We start from the raw sequence: 19,225 nt of genomic DNA on the forward strand, positions 1-19,225 counted from the left end.
GCGACAGACTTACAGAATTGTCGCATAACCCTATATAAACGCTCACAAAGCTTTTTCCAGACCGCCGAACAATGACCTCACCCGCCCCCGCCCCTGCCGAGATGAGCACGAAAGTGCTTATAGGCCGCGTGTGGGTGCAATATCTGGCGCCGCAAAAGCGTTTGTTAGGCGTCGCCCTGGCCTGCGCCGTCCTGGTCGCACTGACGACTACGCTTCTGGTCGGGTGGCTTAATCCGGCAATAAACCTTCTGTTCCATATCAACAGCCCTGCCGACAAGGTCACACCTCGCCTGCCGGAGTGGCTTAAGGTTGCCCCACTTCTGTCGGTGCCTGCCGTTATTATCCTGCTGGGGCTGTTGCGCTTCGCCGGCCAGCGCGGGCTGACCACGTCATTGAACCGCATTGGCAACCAACTGGTTGGGCGGATTCAGGAGCAACTGTTCTCGCGTCTGGTTCGCGCCGACCTCGGGCATCTGCAAAAAGCTCATTCTGGTCAATACTTATCGTCAGTTCTTTACGATGCGGATCAGGTTCGTGATGCGGCATCGACGGGTCTGGTGCAATATGTTCAGGCACTGCTGCTCGTGCTGGGAAATCTCGCCTTCATGATCTGGACCGACTGGTCGATGACGCTGCTGGTTCTGCTGATTGCCCCCTTGATCGCCGCCGTCATGGGCAAGTACCTTAAGGCAACGCAGCGCGCGGCCCAAGGGGCTATGGGTGAAACCTCGAACCTGTCCACCGCCGTGATGGAAAGCCTGGATGGCGTCAAGATCATCAAAATCGCCAACCAGGAAGTGCAGGAAGAAGCGCGCGTGGGCGAAGTTATCAGTCGCCGCCAAACCTTCCTGATCAAGGCCGCCAATGCGCGCTCGATGGCCGCACCGGCCACAGAAGTCCTGACCGCGGTCTTGCTGGCTGGCATCCTGGCCTTCGCCGGCTGGCGGGCGCAATCGGGCCATATCACCATAGGCGATATGTTCGCCTACATCGCCGCGCTCGGTACAGCCAGCCAATCCCTGCGCCAACTGGCCGGATTGCAAGGCACCTTCACCCAGGGCATAACGGCGGCCCGCCGCCTGTTCGCCGCGCTGGACATCGAGCCCGAAATTACCGAAACGACCGACGCCAAGCCGCTATCGCGCGACTTTAAATCCATTAGCTTTGACCGCGCCGGCTTTTCCTACGGCGACGCCCCAGTTCTGCGCAACGTCAGCTTCACCGCTACCGCAGGGCAAAGCATCGCGCTGGTCGGCCCCTCCGGGTCGGGAAAATCAACATTGCTTAATTTGATTCCACGCTTTTATGACCTGACATCCGGCGACATCCGCTTCGACGATCAACCGTACCGTAATTTATCGATCCCGGGCCTGCGCAGCCGCATCGCGCTGGTGACCCAGGACCCGTTCCTGTTTGACGATACCATCCGCGCCAATATCGCTTACGGCAATACCGGGGCCAGCGACGCTGACATCGAACAGGCTGCTCGGGATGCCGCCGCTGACGAGTTCATCCGCACCCTGCCAAAAGGCTACGACACCCGTGTCGGAGAAGCCGGATCTCGGCTGTCGGGCGGCCAGAAGCAACGCATCGCCATCGCCAGGGCCTTTTTGAAAAATGCGCCCCTTCTCCTGCTCGACGAAGCGACCTCGGCGCTCGACACCCAATCCGAACTGAAGGTGCAGGACGCCCTGGAACGTCTCATGGCGGGACGCACGACCTTCCTCATCGCGCATCGATTGTCGACAATTCGTCATGCCGATCAAATCTTGGTCCTCGACCAGGGCGAAATCGTTGAACGGGGTACCCACGATCAGTTACTGGCGCAGGGCGGCCTCTATGCCACCCTGGCGGCGCAGCAGTTCGGCACGTCCGTACCAGAGGTGCCGGTCGCAGACGGCGCGGTGACGGCATGAAGACTATTCTCCAATCGGAATTCATGCAGGACCTGATCGCCAACACCTTGGTTGGCTATCTGAAATTCTGTTACAAGACAACACGGTGGCAGGTCGAAGGTCAGGCACCCGTTGAGCAGATATGGGACGGTCACGGCCCTGTCGTACTCATGTTCTGGCACGGCCGGCTGCACCTGGGTCATGCCTCTTGGCCGCGTCCGCGCGCGCAGCCCGTCTGCGTCCTGGCCTCTATGTCCAAGAGCGGCGATGTCAGCATGAAGATCAATACCCGCTTCGGCTACCATTCGATCCGAGGGTCTTCGGCCAAGAAGTCCGATCCAACCAAGAACAAGGGCGGCGCCCAGGCTTTTCGCGACCTGATCCGGTGGATACGTGGCGACAAGGACACCGGCGGGCGTTGCGTTGCCATGACGCCGGACGGTCCACGAGGGCCTGCCCGGGTAATGACCGAAGGCTCGCTGAAGCTGTCGCAGATGAGCCAGGCGCCGCTGGTCCTTCTCGGACAATCGACGCGAAACTATCTCGAATTCAACACCTGGGACCGAATGCGCATTCCGTTGCCCTTCACACGGGGAGCCATGGTCTGGGGCGTGTTGCCGCCCGTACCCGCCGATATCGACGATGACGGTCTCGAAACCCTGCGGCTCCAGGCGGAACAGGCATTGACTGCTGTTACGGACCAAGCCGACCGCCTGCTGGGGTTGACGCCATGAGCTACACCCTGGCCATCTATCAACGATTGATGGGCGTAGCCCACGCTCTGGCGCCGGGTCTGTTGAAGCGTCGCGTACGACAAGGCAAGGAGCATCCCGAACGATTTACAGAGCGGCTGGGCAAAACCACGACGCCACGCCCCGAAGGCCCATTGATCTGGTTTCACGGCGTCAGTGTTGGTGAAAGCCTTTCGGCCCTACCCGTCATCGTCGTACTGGCCGAAGAGCGGCCGGATTTGCGCGTACTCATCACGTCCGCCACGACGACCTCTGCCGATATATTGGCAAAGCGGCTACCATCCGGGGTGATCCATCAGTTCGCCCCCATAGACACCCCCCAGGCCGTCAGGAGCTTCCTCGATCATTGGCGGCCCGATCTCGCCATCTTTATCGAAAGCGACATCTGGCCGACGCAATTGCGTGAACTGACCGCCCGGGGCGTACCACATGCCCTGCTCAGCGCCCGTATCACCGAAAAAACCTTCAAGGGATGGCAGCGTTTCAAGCGGGGTATGACGACCCTGCTTGGCGGTTATGCCTTGATCATGGCACAGGACAAGGCCAGCGAGGATCGCCTGACCGCCATGGGTGTCACGCCCGGCCGCCGCGCAAATCTCAAGACGGTCGGCGCCCCTCTTCCCGTCGATCCGGGCGCTTTGGCCGATTTGCGGCGGCTGATCGGCAAGCAGTTTGTTTATCTGGCCGCCAGCACCCATTATGGCGAGGATGGCCTGATCGCCAAGGCGCTGGAACCGGCCCTGTGGGGCGGCGATCTGCTGATACTGGCGCCCCGGCACCCGATACGCGCCGGGGATATCCGCGCCGATCTGGAATCGCTGGGCCTCAAGGTGGCGCAGCGCTCCATGGGCGAAGAGGTCACCTCCCACACCCATGTCTATCTCGCCGACACCTTGGGCGAACTGGGTCTGTTCTTCAGCATCGCCGATATCACCATCATGGGCGGCAGCTTTCTGGAGGGCATAGGCGGCCATAACCCCCTGGAAGCCGCCCGGCTGGGCAAGGCGGTCATTACCGGCCCAGACACCTCGAACTGGGGCGGCATCTATTCCGACCTGCTGCACGAAGACGCCGGATGGCGCGTCCAGGGGCCGACCGAATTGGGCTTCCTTCTCAGTCAGTTGCGCAAGCACCCAGAAGCTGTCCGCGCGGCCGATCAGAAAGCCATCGCGCTCAGTGGACGCGAAGCCAATACCCTGGATGTCGTCTGGGCCGCGTTGGTGCCCTTACTGCCCAAAGCCGCGCCATGATCCGAACACCCGATTGGTGGTATAAAAAAGGCGCGGCCGGCGCCCCATGGTGGCGGCCGATCCTCTGGCCTCTCTCACTCGTCTGGCGCGCCGTCAATGCGGTAAAACGAGCGAAGGCAAAACCCTATCGATCCAGCCTGTTCGTGATCAGTATCGGCAACCTGACCTTGGGGGGATCGGGCAAGACGCCGATCGCCGATGAATTGCTTACCCTGTTGGCGCCGGACGCGTGGGGCTTGTCGCGCGGCCATGGCGGCAGCCTAGCGGGCCCCGTACGCGTCGACCCCGCTACCCATACGGCCGCCGAAGTCGGCGATGAGCCGTTGATGCTGGCCCAAAATCATCCCTTCGTCATAGCCACGGATCGCGCTGCGGGCCTGCGGCTGATCGAACAGGTACGAAAGCAGCCCAAGCCTACCATAGTCGTTGTCGACGACGCCCATCAAAACCTCCGGATCGCCAAGGATTTGCATATACTGGTTATCGACGGCGACACGCGAAACGGCGCCTGGCCGTTTGGCGACGGCGGCGTGTGCCCTTATGGACCGATGCGTGAGCCGTTGCGCGAAGGTTTAGCTCGCGCCGACATGTGCGTCCTCTGGATGCCAGATGACGACGCGCAGCCGGACGACGCCCTGATCTCGCTACTCGGCGATATACCAGTCTTCGTGGCCCGTTTGCAGGCCCACGCGCCGGCCATACCCGCGCCGGTATTCGGCTTCGCCGCCATCGCCAAGCCGTGGAAATTTGAAATCACCCTTCGGAACGAAGGATACGATGTGGCGGGCTTTGCCGGCTTTCCCGATCACGCTGCTCTCAGCGACACAGACCTGGAACGCCTCGCCGCCCGGGCCTTAGCGTCCGACGCCCGCCTGATCACGACCCAGAAGGACTGGGTGAAGCTGGATGTGGGTTGGCGCGAGCGGGTCGCCAGTTTGCCGATCACCGCCAAATTCGATGATGAACCAGGGCTTGTCGCCGCGGTGATGGACGCCGTCGCCAGGCGAAACCGCCGCTCTTGATATATGTCGAGCGTCAGGCTACGTTCCGATAAAATAAAAATAAAAATTATAACTTGGGAGAAGATCCATGCTCAAACGCTCTGCGGGGATAACCCTGGCGCTTGCCCTTGCGGCTGGCGCAACCTCCGCCGCCGCTCAGAGTAAGCCCTTCGTTGACATTTCGGCCGCCGATCAAGTGGCGGCCATGGGACCGGGCGTCAATATCATCGGCTACGATCCGTATTGGCAAGACGGCGACAAGGGCAATTACAAGGAAGCGCATTTCAAGGCGATACACGAGGCGGGCTTCAAAACCATTCGCGTCGTCCTCTTCACCTTCAAGCATATGGACCAAGACGGACGGCTCGATCCGGCATGGCTTAAGAAGCTCGACTGGGTGGTCGAGATGGGCAAGAAGTACAATCTGACCGTCATCCTGGACGAACACGACTTCGATGCGTGTTCGAAAGACGCGAAGGCGTGTGGCGCCAATTTGCGTAATGTCTGGTCGCAACTGGCAACGCGATATGCCGACGAACCCAACAGTGTTATTTTCGAATTGTTGAACGAACCACATGACGCGTTGAACGGCGCGGTATGGAACGAGATTTTCCCGCAGGTACTGGCCGTCGTACGCGCCAGCAACCCGACACGCAACGTCATTATCGGGCCAACCCATTGGAACAGCCGCAATGATCTGGACGACCTGAAGCTGCCGGAAGCGGATCGGCACATCATCGTTACCTTCCATTATTACGATCCGTTCCGCTTCACCCACCAAGGCGCGTCCTGGGCGCCGCCAGAAATCACTGCCCTTCGTGACATCCACTTCGGTACGCCCGCGGAAATCGCTGAAATCGGCAAGGATTTCGATGCGGTCAAGGCCTGGTCCGTCACACATGACCGGCCGATCCTGCTCGGCGAATTCGGCGCCTATGACAGGGCGGCTATGGCCGACCGGGTCGTATGGACCAATGCGGTGGCCCGCGCCGCCGAAGCGCACGGCTTTGCCTTTGCCTACTGGCAATTTTCGAGCGATTTCATCGTTTACGACTTCAAAAAACAGCAATGGGTCAAACCCATTCTCAATGCCCTTATTCCCAACACGACCGCCAATAAGGAATAGTCACATGCGCATCGTTTCTCTTCTCAGCCTCGCCGCCGTTCTGGCGTGCGCCCCCTTCACGTCCCAGGCCCAGACACCGATCACCCCGGATGCGCCGACCATGCGCGCCGACCGCGGCCTGGAAATCGCCAAGCAGCAGATCGATAGCTATAACAGCTTCGCCAATAGTAATGCCAAATTCGAACCGATCTCGCCTGAAGTCCAGGTCCAGCGCATGGCCGCCGGCGTCAACGTCATCGGCGGTTATGACCCTTATTGGGATGGCGACCAGACCAAGTTCAGCATGACCGATTTCGCCAAGATTCGGGCAGCCGGCTTTTCGACGGTGCGTATTCCCTTGTTTGCCTTCAAGCATCTGACCAAGGACGGGCACCTGACCGCCGACTATTTCAAGCGTCTGGATCAGGTCGTCGGCGCGGCCTTGGCGAACAATCTCATCGTCATTCTGGACGAACACGATTTCGAAATTTGCGCCAAGAACGCCGACGAATGCGCCGGGAACCTCGCCAATGTTTGGTACGAGTTGTCCGATCATTTCAAAAGCGCCCCCAACAGCGTCATTTTCGAACTGCTCAATGAGCCAAACGGTCAGGTCGATGACAAGATCTGGAATTCATGGCTGATCGACTTGCTCGGCATCATTCGCGAGAGCAACCCGCAGCGCAACGTGATCGTCGGCCCGACGCACTGGAACAGCCGCAACGACCTCGGCCTGCTTAAGCTTCCGGTCAATGACAAGCACCTCATCATCACCTTCCACTATTACGACCCGATGACCTTTACGCATCAGGGCGCTAACTGGGCGGGACCGGAGTTGGAAAAGACCAAGAATGTGCGCTGGACTGGCACGGCGGCGGAACTGAAAACCATTGATGACGATTTTGCCAAGGTGCTGTTATGGTCCCAGGCCGCCAATCGTCCGATCTTCCTGGGCGAATTCGGCGCCTATGATAAGTATGGTACCCTGGAAGACCGCGCCGCCTGGACCAAGGCGGTATCCGAATCGGCCCACAAGCACGGTTTTGCCACAGCTTACTGGTATTGGGATGGCGGTTTCGGTGTTTATGACGCCGAAAAGAAGGTATGGGTGAAACCGATTCTCGACGCTCTCATCCCCAAAGGCAAGTAATGGTCGCGAAAGCGAAACGACAAATGGAAGACGTCGCCACGGTCGACGGCGTCAAGTACCGCTGGCATATCCACCGTGAGCCCCAATGGGCCACGGTGGATGGCGGCAAGGGTTTATGCATATCGGTGCAACATGAGGAGAACCCGCAAAAGATTCTTCTGATCGAGTATCCGTTCCCCAAGCCCAGCCGCCATGCCCAGAGACCGGTTATCAATAAGCAGGACATAGCCGTGCAGATCGGCAAGGCCATAGCCGATGGCTGGGAGCCGGAATCGCGCGGTAAGCCGTTCACCTATATGGTGCAGGGGCCGCCTGTTTAGGGCGATCCCAAGCAGATCGGGTAACGCTTAGAGCGCGCGCCAGGCAATATCCGTGCGGTAGAAGCCGCCCGGCCAGTCGATCTGGTTTATCGCCGCGTAGGCCTTGTCACGGGCGTCCTGCAAGGTCTTGCCCCGCGCGCAGATATTGAGCACGCGCCCGCCGGCCGCGCGCAGGTTGCCATCGGCGTCACGGCTGGTACCGGCGTGGAATACGGTGACGTCACGGCCGAAATCCTGCTCGGCACCGCGAATGATGGATCCTGACAATGGACTGTCGGGATAGCCCTTGGCCGCATAGACAACACAGACGGCGGGCTCATCATGCCATTCCGGCGGCGGAAGCTGCTTTAGCCCGCCCGTGGCCGCTGCCATGAGATAGGGCACGATGTCGCTTTTCAGACGCAACATCAAAACCTGGCATTCCGGATCGCCAAACCGTGCATTGTATTCGACCAGGCGTGGCTTGCCGTCTTCAATCATTAAACCGGCATAAAGCACGCCCTTGTAAGGATTACCTTCCGCCTTCATACCCGCCATGGTCGGCGCCAAAATGTCATTTTGCGTCACCCGCAGAAGGTCCGGCGTCACCACCGGCGCTGGACTATAGGTGCCCATGCCGCCGGTATTTGGCCCGGTATCGCCGTCAAAGGCGCGCTTGTGATCCTGGGCCCAGCCGAAAAGCATCGCCGTTTCACCGTCGCACAGGGCGAAGACGGATGCCTCCTCGCCGGTCATGAATTCCTCGATGACGATGTTGGAGCTGGCCGGTCCATAACGCCCGCCCAGCATCGCTTCAATCTCTGCGACCGCGTCCTGATAGTCTGGCGAAATGGCAACGCCCTTGCCGGCCGCCAGGCCGTCCGCCTTGATGACATAGGGCGGACTATAGGTTTTGAGGAAGGCGCGCGCCTCGGCCGCATTGTCGAAGGTTTCCGATTGCGCCGTCGGGATATTGTGACGCTTGCAGAAATCCTTGGTGAAAGCCTTGGACGCTTCCAGTTGGGCCGCCTTTTTCATCGGGCCGAAACACGGGATACCGGCCAGGGCCATGCCGTCCGCCAATCCCTCGGCCAATGCGCTTTCCGGTCCAACGACGACCAGATCGGCGGCGATTTCCCGCGCCAATACGACGAGCCCTACAACATCGGTCGCCTTGACGTCACGGCATTCACCAAGCGCCGCCATACCGGGATTGCCCGGCGCGATGACCAGACGCTGGCACAGCGGTGACTGGGCGATTTTCCATGCCAGGGCGTGTTCGCGGCCGCCCGAACCGATCAGCAGAATATTCATGGTTTCCGCTTCCCCCACGACAGCCGCCGGGTCAAGCCCCCTTTTGCACCGGCGGCAAAAAAAGCCGCCACGTCATGCAAAGCAGATGGTAAGGCCTGCCCGTATGGTTTTGATTATAATGACTCTATCAATCGCCGGTTTAACTGGCCAGCCTATGCGGCGTCACCGTACCTTCAAGACAGGTATGCAAGGTACTGAAAAACTGCGGCATATCGATCGGCTTGGTCAGGACATGTGTGAAACCCTGCCCGCGTGTATCATCCGACAGCTTGGTCTGGGCCGCCGCGCTCAAGGCCACGATTGGCGTGTCGCCATTCAATAGGCTCGTTTCGCGTATACGTCGCGTAGCGGTAATGCCGTCCATAACCGGCATTTGAATATCCATGAAAATCAAATCGAAATGCTGGGTTTCGCAAATATCGAGCGCTTCCTGACCATCACAAACTTCGAAGATTTCAAGTCCTGAGTCGGTCAGAAGCAGGCGGATAAGCTCGCGGTTTATCGGATGGTCGTCGACGATTAAGACTTTGCGATCTTCGAGAAATACAGGCTTTAAGTCATCCTTCGCCTTCGCCACCCCGGGTGCCGCGGCGATAGTGACGGGAATTTCGAACCAGAAGCAGCTGCCTTCGCCCGGGGTCGAATTGACGCCGATTTCGCCCTTCATCAACTTGATGATTTCATAGCAGATGGACAGCCCCAGGCCCGAACCGCCATATTTACGGTTGATGCTATTGTCGATCTGGTTGAAGCGGGTGAACAAACGGGTTTGCTGTTGGGTCGTCAGACCGGGGCCACTGTCGCGGACTTCGACCCGCAAGGTCGCACCCTTGCGTCCAGGCAATACCTGGGCGCTTAGGCGGACAAAGCCCTTCTGAGTAAATTTGCACGCATTGCCGACCAGATTATAGAGTACCTGGCGGATACGCAGATCATCTATCCGCAACCAAACGGGTGACGCCTGGTCATAGTCCACGCCAATGTCTATGTTTCGGCTCTCCGTCAGGCTGGCGAACTGATCAATGATGTCGCTGGCAAGACTGCGCAGATCGGTCGGCTGCGGGTCCAGCTTGACCTGTCCTGCCTCAAGCTTTGAAAAGTCAAGAATGTCCGTGATCAGGCTAAGCAAGGCCTCACCGGCCTTGTTGATGCGGCCGACATAGTGGCGGGCATCCTTGGGCATGTCGGCGACGCTATTCAGCAAGGTGGCATAGCCGAGAATGGTGGTCAGGGGCGTGCGGATTTCATGGCTCATATTGGACAGGAAGTCCGACTTGGCCAACTGGTGGGCCTCCGCATTTTCCTTGGCGGCGCGCAGGTTGTCTTCCAAATGCGCCTGTTCCGTAATGTCCTGCAAAATGCCGAAAATAAAGTCAGGCGTGCCGTCCTCGCCCATTTCGACACCACCCTTCGAATAGACGATTCGCTCTTCTCCGTCAGACCGGATGAGACGCCGCTCGAAGGTGAAATCGCGTCCCGTCTGCATCGCCTCGTGTACGCAGCGCGACACGGCATCGCGATCGTCGGGATGGAAGAGCTGAACGCCGTCTTCCACCGTCGGCTGGAAGGTATCGCGGCTCAGGCCGTGGATAGCATATACGCCGCGTGACCAGAAGGCTTCGCGCGTTCTGGCGTTGATGTGCCAGTAGCCGACGCCGGCGACCTCTTCCATCAGCTCTAACTTACGCTGGGTTTCCTGCAATTTGCGGATAGCCGCTTTCCTGAGCGCATCCGTCTTACGCAGCGTCAGAAGACCCGATACGCTGTCCGCCAGTTTTTGCAAGCGCCGCTTTTGCACCTCATCAAAATCAGTGCGCGGTTTGGTATCAATCACACAGAAACTGCCGATCAGTACACCTTCGTAACGCAACGGCGCACCCGCGTAAAAGCGGATGTAAGGCGCGCCCTTGACGAACGGATTTTCAGTGAAGCGCGTATCCAGCCTGGCGTCGGAAACCACCAGCACGTCGCCTAGTCGCACAGTATGTTCGCAAAAGGAGATTTTCGCCGGAATCGATTGGAACGACACGCCAACAGAGGAAATGAAGGTATGCTCCTCGCCATCGATCAGCGAAATAAGCGCTATGGGCGCGTCAAAGATGTCTGCGGCCAGGCTAGTCAGGTGATCGAAACCGTAATCCGGCTCCACCTCGGAGACGTCCGGTTGGTAAAACGCCGCATGACGGCTGACATCCACGTCCAAGGGTAGCTTAAATTGACTCATAAGGCACGCTCTGATCGTGAATACTAAAGGCCCTACCCTATGTTGTCATGATTGAAAAAACGCTAAAGATTTATAGACACCGCGCGTTTACTGCCGGATTTGCTCAACGCTCGTGCTCTGGGCAGCGATTTGTCTTTTTGTTTTACCCTCCAGCTACTCAAAAAGAGCTGACACGGCATCGGGAAGCGCTCTAAACTGACAGCATGGCCAACGACCTCTACTCCTCCGCCGATTCGACACCTCAGTCTCTTCAGACACAGGGCCTTCAAACCAATGCACAGGCCTATTCCGTCTCGGAACTGGCGGGTGCCCTGAAACGCACCCTTGAGACGACCTATGACCATGTGCGTTTGCGCGGTGAAATTTCCAAGGTTACCCGCCACAGTTCCGGACACGTCTATCTGACGCTCAAGGACGACAAGGCGGCCATTGACGGCGTCATCTGGAAAGGCAATGTCAGCCGCTTACAGGCTCAGCCCGACCAGGGACTGGAAGTCATTGTCACCGGCAAGATCACCACCTTTCCCGCATCGTCGAAATACCAGATTGTTATAGAAGCGATGGAAGTCGCCGGCGTCGGTGCGCTTCTGGCGCAACTCGATCGCATCAAGAAGAAGTTGCACGGCGAAGGGCTGTTCGATCCCGCCAAAAAGAAGCCGTTGCCCTACGCGCCCCGAACCATCGGCGTTATTACCTCGCCCACGGGCGCTGTCATCCGTGACATACTTCACCGGATTCGTGACCGCTGGCCGTGCCGCGTCATTGTCTGGCCGGTCATTGTTCAGGGCGATGCCGCCATCCCCCAGGTCATCGGCGCCCTGCGCGGCTTTCAGAACGACCCGGCCCTGCCCCGCCCGGACGTGCTGATCGTCGCGCGCGGTGGCGGTTCAGTGGAGGATCTGTGGGCCTTCAATAGCGAAGAGATGGCGCGCGCCGTTCATGCCTGCACCATCCCCATCATCTCCGCCGTCGGGCACGAAACCGACACAACCTTGATCGATTATGTCAGCGACCGCCGAGCGCCGACCCCGACAGGTGCCGCCGAAATGGCAACGCCGGTCATCGGTGAACTGCGCGCCTTTACCGCTGATCTCGAGCGCCGAAGGCAAGCTTGCATGTCGCGCGGACTGGAAAGCCGCCGCGAACGGCTGATCATGCTGGCGCGCACCCTGCCCAAGCCACTCGACCTGATCAATACAGCCCAACAACGGCTCGATTACGTCGCGCACCGCCTGGATGGCGGCCTGCTGCAAAACCTCAACCTGCACCGGACGGCTTTTGTCGGCATTTCCGGCCGCTTTACGCCTAGCCTGCTGGAACGGGAATACCAGCTGAAAAAGGACCGTCTGAACCAGTTCGGTGAGCGCCTGTCGCGTGGCGGAACGCGCCTGATCGATCAGGCCGAAAGCCACGCCCGTCTGCCGGCGCTGGAGAAGCGCATGACTGAAGCCTTTGTCCGTTGCGCGGAAAAGAAGGGGGAACGTCTGCCGGAACTGGACCGGCGTTTGCGTGAGGCGCTGAAACGCCTGGTCGAACAGCGCGGTCAACGCCTGCCGGACCTGGCGCGACGCCTGCCCGAAGCCTTCACGCGCGATCTGAAACAACGCGAGGAACGCGTTAAACAACTTGAACAATTGCGTCTTAGCCTGAACCCTGACCGTCCGCTCGATCTCGGCTTCGCACGGGTCAACCGGCGCGATGGCGCACTCGTCAAATCGCCCGTTGGCGTCGACAACGGCGACGAACTGGTTCTGACGTTCAAGGACAATCAGACGCTGGACGTCATCGCCGGAAGCGCTGGCGCGTCACCGAAGCCCGCGGCGAAACCGGTATCCCCCAAGGCCAAACCTGGCGCGCCCGACCAGGGCAGCCTGTTTTAGCCATCCGCACTGACCAAGTTCTCCCTTGATCGTCGCCGGACTGAAGCTTATGTTGCGGGTATGAATATGCATATGCCCTCCACTCCCCTGCCCGGCCAGGCCATCCTGCATTACAGCGACGCCGATTACACGGTCATGCGCCCCGGAAAGTTTGTGATCTGTGCCATTTCCGGCAAGCAGGTTCCGCTTGAGGCGCTCAAATACTGGAACCCGCGTACCCAGGAAGCCTTCGCCGGCCCAGAGGAGGCCTTGCAACGTTGGAAAAGCTTAAACCCCACGTCGGCCAAGGGCTAAACCGAAGATCTCTGCTGAGTCTCGGCGCCGCTGCGGCTGGCGCATCCTTTCCGGGACTCCTGAATGCGGCCCCCCCGCAGCCGGCCTTGCCGTTCGGATTGCGGGGCAAGTTCCAGCAAAGCGGTTATTGCATCGGCCGCGGCGCCCCCAACGCGGAACTGTGGGTTGACGGTTTCATGCGCGGTCGCACCTCTGAAACAGGCTGGTTCTATGTCGGTTTTGATCGTGATTCTGTGCCGACCTGTAGTCTGGAAATACGCACACCGACGCGCACAGACTTGACGCGCTTCGACATTGCGCCGACGACCTACGATCTACAACACGTCGATGGCCTGCCGCCGGAGACGGTGACCCCGACCGATCCGGCCAATCTGGAACGCATCAAGCGGGACGCCGCCCTGAAAAATGTCGCCTTTGCCAGCCGCGACAGCAGCGATTATTTCAAGGGCGGCTTCATCTACCCCCTTAAAAAATTTCAGGTCTCCGGCCACTTCGGGAATCAGCGTGTGCTGAACGGGGTGCCCAAAAGCCCGCACTACGGTTTTGATATGGCTGCACCGGTCGGCACTCCCGTATATGCCCCCCAAGCCGGCCTCGTTGTTCTGGCCGAGCCCGACCTCTTCTACGAAGGCGGTCTTACGCTTATCGACCATGGCCAGGGTGTAATTTCCATGTACCTGCACCAGTCGGAGCTTCTCGTCAAAAAAGGAGACCATGTCCGTCAAACACAGGTCATCGGCAAGGTTGGCGCGAAAGGCCGCGCCACCGGTCCGCACCTATGCTGGCGGTTGAAATGGGGCGATCGCCGCATGGACCCCAGCTTGATGGTCGGTTGACCTTAGGTCGCAATTTATTTTTCGCAAAAGGCGTTGTTTGTGCCAAACCCTTCTCGCGCAAGGCGATGCGTCGTCTCGACCTTGACGATATCCGTCCGCATTAGAGATTTTTGACGTCAGCGCCTGAATTATTCGCTTGAAAACAAATCCGCATTCCGCTTATCAGTCAGACGCGTTCGCAATAACAACCTAATAAAAACGTCCGTCTTTTCAAATCCTTCAATTGAACCCATGGCCGATTACAGCAGCTTAAAAATTTTGCTGATCGAAGATAATCAGCATATGCGCTCAATCGTCACCGCGATTCTCAAGGGGTCGGGTATCCGCAACGTGCGTGAAGCGCGCGACGGCGCCGAAGGGTTGGACATGCTCCGCCAATACCCTGCCGATATCGCTCTGGTTGACTTCAATATGGACCCGATCGACGGTGTGGAATTCACAAAGATGCTGCGTAACGCGTCGGATTCGTCCAATCCCTACCTGCCCATCATCATGATCACCGGCCATTCCGAACGATCGCGTGTCATTCAAGCGCGTGATTCGGGCGTCAACGAATTCGTCGTTAAACCGCTGACCGCGCGCGCCCTGCTGGGACGGATGGACTCGGTTATTATGCGGCCACGGCCATTTATCCGGTGTAGAACCTATTTCGGCCCCGATCGCCGCCGCACCAATGACGCGTCATACAGTGGCCCATTGCGTCGAAATACGGACGGCGCCCTCTAACGCCGCTGTTAATAAGTGTTAACGCCTATTTGCCTCCTTGTTGAATCAATTCATAGTTGGCATAAGATTCTATGCCACTTTTGGCGATTTGGGACCTCCTATGGGCAGATTTACCCCGGCCATTCTTGTCTTGACCTACATACTGCTGAGCGCCAGCGTGGCGGCAATGGTATGGAAGGGCGGTTCCGACGGCGGGGCTGCGATCGCTGTTCTAGCCGGTGTCCTCGGTGTCTGCCTGTCATTTCACGCCTATGCGTCCCAGCAACTGGCCGAACGGCGTATCACCCGTGATGTTGAAAACGTGCGTGAAGCGCACCGCCTGATGGTTGACGCCATCGATTCGACCCAAAAGGACATGATCGAACTGGCCGACCGTGTGCAAAACCAGCGCACGTCGCGGTCCGAAGAACTGACCTCTGAAGTCAAGATGCTCGAGGACCTGGTTATGAAACTGGGGGAAAGCATAGAGGACCGCATGAACGAATGGCGCGCCGCGCCGACAGTCGTGCCGCTTCATGGTTCCCCTGCCATGAACCACAAGGAAGCCCAGGCTCTGGCCCTGATCGAGACGATACGCGAAGCGCTGATTGCCAATCGTGTCGACCTGTACCTTCAGCCGGTCGTGTCCCTGCCCCAGCGCAAGACGATCTTCTACGAAAGCTTCTCGCGCCTGCGCGACGTCTCCGGCCGCGTCCTTATGCCGGCTGAATATCTGACCGTGGCCGATGCGGAAGGGCTTGTCCCGTCCATAGACAACCTGCTCCTGTTCCGTTGTGTGCAGATTGTCCGCCGCCTGGCCAAGCAGGATCGACGCATCGGCATCTTCTGTAATATTTCGCTGACCTCCCTGCGCGATGAAACCTTCTTCCCGCAGTTTCTCGAATTCCTCAATGAAAATCGCGACCTGGCCGGGTCTCTGATTTTTGAACTGGGGCAAGACGCTTTCGCGACCCGTGGTTCTGCCGAGGCGCGCAACATGGCGAAGCTGGCCGATCTGGGTTTCCGCTTCTCGATCGATAAGGTGACGACGATCGATTTCGATCTGCAGGACCTGCATCGCTCCGATGTGCGCTACGTCAAGGTCGGCGCAAACCTGCTGCTTGAGCAACTGCTCGAGGTTGGGGGCAAGCCTGCGCTGAAGTTCCTGAAGGACATCCATGCTGGCGACTATGCTGGATTGCTGGCACGCTACGGCATCGAAGTCATCGCCGAAAAGGTCGAGAGCGAACGTCAGGTGGTCGATATCCTCGACATCGAGATCGCCTATGCCCAGGGGCATTTGTTCGGTGAACCCCGCGCCATCAAGGAGCAGGTACTGGCCGAAACCGATCCGCCGGCTGGCTTTATCAAGTCCACCCTGCCGCAGACACGCCGCCGGGCTTAAGGCGCGGTTGACGCTTCCCTTTCCGATATTTAGCCGCTAAACAGCCGGTATTTGCTGCGTAGGAATACCGATGTCCCATCCTGAACTGCTGAACGGTCTGGCCGATATCGCCACCGATTACGATGCCATCTTCTGTGATATCTGGGGCGTGATCCACAACGGCCGTCAACACTTTCCCCCCGCCTACGAAGCCTTGCGCCGGTTCAAGGCCGAGCGCGGTCCGGTCATCCTTATTTCCAATTCTCCGCGGCCACGCGAAAGCCTGGTCGGGCAATTGGCCAGTCTTGGCATTCTGGACGACGGCTTTTCCGACGTTGTCTCGTCCGGCGACGCGACGCGGGAATATCTGAAGAAATTCGCCCCCCAGGGCCCGGCCTGGCGCATCGGTGATCCACGTGAACAGTCGCTCTACGACGGTATCGACATCGACCTGAGCGGCAAGCCTGAGACGGCCGCCTTCATTTCCTGCACATCGCCGTTCGATGACGAAAACGATACGCTAGACCAGTATCAGCATGCCTTTACCATCGCGGCGCAGCGCAAGATCGTCATGATCTGCGCGAACCCGGACAAGGTGGTCCAGCGTGGCGACAAGATCATCATGTGCGCGGGCTCTCTGGCTGACCTTTATGCCAGTCTGGGCGGACCGGTCATCATGGCGGGCAAGCCCTACGCGCCGATCTACGAGATGTGCTACCAGGCGCTGGAAAAGATCACCGGCAAGCCGCACGACAAGACACGCATTCTCGCCATCGGCGACGGTCTGCCGACCGACGTCCTGGGCGCAAATGGCCAGGGCCTGGACCTCCTCTTTATTGCCGCGGGCATTCATGCCGCAGAGGCAACCAACGCCGAGGGCATTCTCGATCCACTTCTGCTCAAGGCCGTGCTGGATAGCCAAATGGCCAATTCGAAGTATGTCGCCGACGCCCTGCGCTGGCGGTAATGCCGTCTAGTGGCGTCGCAAATTCACGACGGATTGGCAAAGCTTACGCCGGCTTTCGGTAGACGATAAATCCGGACTTCTGCGCCACCTTATCGTACAAGGCCTGCGCCCTGTGGTTGGTTTCGTGCGTGTGCCAGTAGACACGTGTGGTCCCTGCCTGGTTCGCAGCGGCATACACACCCTCAATCAATGCGCGGGCTACTCCCTGCCCTCGCATGGTCTCACTCGTGAACAGATCTTGAAGATAACAGGTCTGGGCGGTGGACGATGTCGAGTAATGAAACAGATAATGCGCCAGCCCCACCGCCACACCGCGGCTAACGGCGATGATGGCGTATATGGGGATGGCCGGGTCTTGAAAGCGCGCCCAGGTGGCTTGAGTCACGGCATCGGGCAGCGCGGCTGCACCGCTGCGGCCGTAAAAGGCGTTATAGCCGTTCCACAAAGGTAGCCATTGCGGGAAATCTTCGGCTTCGACGGGGCGAACAATCACATCAGACATGCGCGGAGATTAAGCCATGTCGCGGCCTACGGAAGACACACTCTGTTTCCGAATGCAAAAACGCGGCGACCGGAGGGCCACCGCGTTTCTTCACCATCGCAATTGTCCATCGGCCCTCTTGGCGGAGCGTGGATGTCTTTGCTTGTTTATAGCTTAGTCAAACAGGGCGTCGATATCGTCCTGGCTGTTCGTCTTGTTCATATCTTCGACCGTGAAGTCGAACAGGGCGTCAATATCGTCCTGCGAATTGGTGGCGTCCGGCGCTGGCGCCGCTGCGGCCGCAGGCTTGGGTTCAGGTTTCGGTTCTGGCTTGGGCTCCGGCTTGGGAGCCGGTGCCACAGCTGCCGGTGCGGCCTTAGGCGCGGGGGCAGGTTCTGGCGCCTTCGACACGGGTTCGGGTGCCGGTTTGGTCTCCGGTGCCTTAGCGGCAAGCGCATCTGGCTTGATGGCCGGCGCCACAGCATCAAAACCTTCATCGAACATGGCGTCGATGGCGTCCTGCTTCGTCTCCGGTCCACCAATAGCCGGACCGTTGAGCAGCAGTTCGTGGCGACGGCGCTCTTCGGGCGTCATCTCCTGCGGGTCGCTGTCTTCGACACCAAGCGTATTGGCCAGCTTGCCGACACGTTCCTCGATCTGCTTCAGGACATTGACCACCTTAGAGACGCGCTGGCCGGTGATATCCTGGAACGAACAGGCCTCGAAAATTTTCATGACCTCGTCATCGACCGCCGCCTTGTAGGCGTTGGCGTCGCCGCCGAACTGATCGATTGAGAAGCCCATCATGGCTTCGGCCGAATTCATGATAGAATGGGTGGCATTTTCCGTGTCGCGAGTGATGGCTTCCAATTCCGCACCCGCTGTCGGAATCCGTTCCTGCGAAATGTCGTGCGGACGCATTTCGCGGATTTCTTCTTTTGCTTTGGCGATGTAGCCGGCGATGATGCTGAATTCTTCCGAACGACGTTTGTCGAGTTGCTGAAAGAAACCGCGCATCAGAGCAACAAGCGCTTCGGACTGCTGCATCAGATTGATGAGCTTGGGCTCCAGTTCGCCAGACATGGCGGACTGATACACGTCGTCAGCGTGACTTTCGTCCAGTTTTGATGCGGGCATAGCCATTAAAGTCAACCTACTTGAATAAAGGTCTTAGAATTCACCGAGAACAGCTGTTATCTTCTGTTTCAGGGTCGCCGCATTGAAAGGTTTAACAATGTAATTGTTAACACCGGCTTTCTTGGCAGCGATAACGTTTTCCGTCTTTGATTCTGCAGTGACCATGATGAAGGGCGTACGCTTCAGGCCATCATCGGCGCGAACCTTGAGCAGCAGTTCATAGCCGGTCATCGGCTCCATGTTCCAGTCAGAGATGACCAGGCCATAGGAACTCTTTTTCATCTTGTCGAGCGCCTCGGTGCCGTCCGAAGCTTCTTCAACATTTTCAAATCCAAGCTGCTTGAGCAGATTGGAGATAATACGTAGCATGGTCTTGTAATCATCAACAACCAAGACCGGCATGGACATATCGATGGCCATGTAACGCCCCACTTTTTCTAAGCTAGCCCTGCAAAAGCGCAGGCCCTTCCTTTAAGACAGGGCCAGAATAGCCATGAGACGATAAAATCAGGTTAAGAGCGTTTTTAAAAATTATCGTTATTTTTCAATGA

The 19,225-nt window shown here is 58.5% G+C and carries 18 protein-coding genes; 13 read left to right on the plus strand and 5 right to left on the minus strand.

Annotated features, from left to right (window positions below; translation table 11 throughout):
* The first annotated feature begins 71 nt into the window (after positions 1-71).
* From RCJ00_RS19155 to RCJ00_RS19185, 7 genes are all read left to right on the plus strand, one after another.
* The gene (locus RCJ00_RS19155) at positions 72-1,916 is read left to right on the plus strand and encodes an ABC transporter ATP-binding protein (RefSeq protein WP_316223950.1); all 1,845 of its coding nucleotides are present in this window, start codon (positions 72-74) and stop codon (positions 1,914-1,916) included.
* Positions 1,913-2,629: a lysophospholipid acyltransferase family protein gene (locus RCJ00_RS19160; RefSeq protein ID WP_316223951.1), complete on the plus strand. Its 717-nt coding sequence runs from the start codon at positions 1,913-1,915 to the stop codon at positions 2,627-2,629. Before RCJ00_RS19155 ends, RCJ00_RS19160 begins: the two co-directional genes overlap by 4 nt.
* Entirely contained in the window at positions 2,626-3,897 is a 1,272-nt protein-coding gene (locus RCJ00_RS19165; RefSeq protein WP_316223952.1) for a 3-deoxy-D-manno-octulosonic acid transferase, read from the plus strand. The genes RCJ00_RS19160 and RCJ00_RS19165 overlap by 4 nt, the downstream gene beginning before the upstream one ends.
* Positions 3,894-4,919, plus strand: coding sequence for a tetraacyldisaccharide 4'-kinase (lpxK, locus tag RCJ00_RS19170; RefSeq protein WP_316223954.1), 1,026 nt, complete (start codon positions 3,894-3,896; stop codon positions 4,917-4,919). The genes RCJ00_RS19165 and lpxK overlap by 4 nt, the downstream gene beginning before the upstream one ends.
* Positions 4,920-4,986: 67 nt before the next feature.
* On the plus strand, positions 4,987-6,024 hold the full coding sequence (locus tag RCJ00_RS19175; protein WP_316223955.1) for a glycoside hydrolase family 5 protein: 1,038 nt from the start codon (positions 4,987-4,989) through the stop codon (positions 6,022-6,024).
* Positions 6,025-6,028: 4 nt separating this feature from the next.
* Entirely contained in the window at positions 6,029-7,153 is a 1,125-nt protein-coding gene (locus RCJ00_RS19180; protein ID WP_316223956.1) for a glycoside hydrolase family 5 protein, read from the plus strand.
* Between the two features lie 23 nt (positions 7,154-7,176).
* Positions 7,177-7,473, plus strand: a complete 297-nt coding sequence (locus RCJ00_RS19185; RefSeq protein ID WP_316223957.1) for a hypothetical protein — start codon at positions 7,177-7,179, stop codon at positions 7,471-7,473.
* A 27-nt stretch (positions 7,474-7,500) separates the two neighbouring features.
* Here RCJ00_RS19185 and purD read toward each other — a convergent pair whose 3' ends face one another.
* Together purD and RCJ00_RS19195 are read right to left on the minus strand one after the other, a co-directional pair.
* Entirely contained in the window at positions 7,501-8,766 is a 1,266-nt protein-coding gene (purD, locus tag RCJ00_RS19190; protein WP_316223958.1) for a phosphoribosylamine--glycine ligase, read from the minus strand.
* Positions 8,767-8,905: 139 nt separating this feature from the next.
* Entirely contained in the window at positions 8,906-10,990 is a 2,085-nt protein-coding gene (locus RCJ00_RS19195) for an ATP-binding protein (RefSeq protein WP_316223959.1), read from the minus strand.
* A gap of 203 nt (positions 10,991-11,193) precedes the next feature.
* Here RCJ00_RS19195 and xseA point away from each other — a divergent pair, with 203 nt between their 5' ends.
* From xseA to RCJ00_RS19225, 6 genes are all read left to right on the plus strand, one after another.
* The gene (gene xseA, locus RCJ00_RS19200; protein ID WP_316223960.1) at positions 11,194-12,870 is read left to right on the plus strand and encodes an exodeoxyribonuclease VII large subunit; all 1,677 of its coding nucleotides are present in this window, start codon (positions 11,194-11,196) and stop codon (positions 12,868-12,870) included.
* Positions 12,871-12,936: 66 nt separating this feature from the next.
* The gene (locus RCJ00_RS19205; protein ID WP_316223962.1) at positions 12,937-13,164 is read left to right on the plus strand and encodes a DUF2093 domain-containing protein; all 228 of its coding nucleotides are present in this window, start codon (positions 12,937-12,939) and stop codon (positions 13,162-13,164) included.
* Entirely contained in the window at positions 13,128-14,000 is an 873-nt protein-coding gene (locus RCJ00_RS19210) for a M23 family metallopeptidase (protein ID WP_316223963.1), read from the plus strand. Before RCJ00_RS19205 ends, RCJ00_RS19210 begins: the two co-directional genes overlap by 37 nt.
* Positions 14,001-14,231: 231 nt before the next feature.
* On the plus strand, positions 14,232-14,726 hold the full coding sequence (locus RCJ00_RS19215) for a response regulator (protein ID WP_316223964.1): 495 nt from the start codon (positions 14,232-14,234) through the stop codon (positions 14,724-14,726).
* Between the two features lie 100 nt (positions 14,727-14,826).
* The gene (gene tipF / locus RCJ00_RS19220) at positions 14,827-16,110 is read left to right on the plus strand and encodes a flagella assembly cyclic-di-GMP phosphodiesterase TipF (RefSeq protein ID WP_316223965.1); all 1,284 of its coding nucleotides are present in this window, start codon (positions 14,827-14,829) and stop codon (positions 16,108-16,110) included.
* 70 nt (positions 16,111-16,180) lie between these two features.
* Complete coding sequence (locus RCJ00_RS19225; protein ID WP_316223966.1) at positions 16,181-17,056, plus strand: TIGR01459 family HAD-type hydrolase; 876 nt, start codon at positions 16,181-16,183, stop codon at positions 17,054-17,056.
* Positions 17,057-17,099: 43 nt separating this feature from the next.
* On the opposite strand, the gene RCJ00_RS19230 is transcribed toward RCJ00_RS19225, so the two are convergent.
* The 3 genes from RCJ00_RS19230 to RCJ00_RS19240 all read right to left on the minus strand — a co-directional run bounded on the left by RCJ00_RS19230 (position 17,100) and on the right by RCJ00_RS19240 (position 19,094).
* Entirely contained in the window at positions 17,100-17,558 is a 459-nt protein-coding gene (locus RCJ00_RS19230; protein ID WP_316223967.1) for a GNAT family N-acetyltransferase, read from the minus strand.
* Between the two features lie 153 nt (positions 17,559-17,711).
* Entirely contained in the window at positions 17,712-18,680 is a 969-nt protein-coding gene (locus tag RCJ00_RS19235; protein WP_316223968.1) for a protein phosphatase CheZ, read from the minus strand.
* Positions 18,681-18,707: 27 nt separating this feature from the next.
* Positions 18,708-19,094 (minus strand): response regulator, encoded by a 387-nt coding sequence (locus tag RCJ00_RS19240; protein WP_023459283.1) that lies wholly within the window; start codon positions 19,092-19,094, stop codon positions 18,708-18,710.
* Between the last annotated feature and the right edge of the window lie 131 nt (positions 19,095-19,225).

The organism is Asticcacaulis aquihabitans (assembly GCF_032490435.1).
Taxonomy (GTDB): domain Bacteria; phylum Pseudomonadota; class Alphaproteobacteria; order Caulobacterales; family Caulobacteraceae; genus Asticcacaulis.

Coding starts and splice junctions, on each gene's coding strand:
- RCJ00_RS19225 (WP_316223966.1), top strand. CDS start 16,181: ATGTCCCATCCTGAACTGCTGAACGGTCTGGCCGATATCGCCACCGAT.
- RCJ00_RS19230 (WP_316223967.1), bottom strand. CDS start 17,558: ATGTCTGATGTGATTGTTCGCCCCGTCGAAGCCGAAGATTTCCCGCAA.
- RCJ00_RS19175 (WP_316223955.1), top strand. CDS start 4,987: ATGCTCAAACGCTCTGCGGGGATAACCCTGGCGCTTGCCCTTGCGGCT.
- xseA (WP_316223960.1), top strand. CDS start 11,194: ATGGCCAACGACCTCTACTCCTCCGCCGATTCGACACCTCAGTCTCTT.
- RCJ00_RS19215 (WP_316223964.1), top strand. CDS start 14,232: ATGGCCGATTACAGCAGCTTAAAAATTTTGCTGATCGAAGATAATCAG.
- RCJ00_RS19155 (WP_316223950.1), top strand. CDS start 72: ATGACCTCACCCGCCCCCGCCCCTGCCGAGATGAGCACGAAAGTGCTT.
- purD (WP_316223958.1), bottom strand. CDS start 8,766: ATGAATATTCTGCTGATCGGTTCGGGCGGCCGCGAACACGCCCTGGCA.
- RCJ00_RS19205 (WP_316223962.1), top strand. CDS start 12,937: ATGCATATGCCCTCCACTCCCCTGCCCGGCCAGGCCATCCTGCATTAC.
- RCJ00_RS19185 (WP_316223957.1), top strand. CDS start 7,177: ATGGAAGACGTCGCCACGGTCGACGGCGTCAAGTACCGCTGGCATATC.
- RCJ00_RS19180 (WP_316223956.1), top strand. CDS start 6,029: ATGCGCATCGTTTCTCTTCTCAGCCTCGCCGCCGTTCTGGCGTGCGCC.
- RCJ00_RS19240 (WP_023459283.1), bottom strand. CDS start 19,094: ATGGCCATCGATATGTCCATGCCGGTCTTGGTTGTTGATGATTACAAG.
- tipF (WP_316223965.1), top strand. CDS start 14,827: ATGGGCAGATTTACCCCGGCCATTCTTGTCTTGACCTACATACTGCTG.
- RCJ00_RS19160 (WP_316223951.1), top strand. CDS start 1,913: ATGAAGACTATTCTCCAATCGGAATTCATGCAGGACCTGATCGCCAAC.
- RCJ00_RS19195 (WP_316223959.1), bottom strand. CDS start 10,990: ATGAGTCAATTTAAGCTACCCTTGGACGTGGATGTCAGCCGTCATGCG.
- RCJ00_RS19165 (WP_316223952.1), top strand. CDS start 2,626: ATGAGCTACACCCTGGCCATCTATCAACGATTGATGGGCGTAGCCCAC.
- lpxK (WP_316223954.1), top strand. CDS start 3,894: ATGATCCGAACACCCGATTGGTGGTATAAAAAAGGCGCGGCCGGCGCC.
- RCJ00_RS19235 (WP_316223968.1), bottom strand. CDS start 18,680: ATGGCTATGCCCGCATCAAAACTGGACGAAAGTCACGCTGACGACGTG.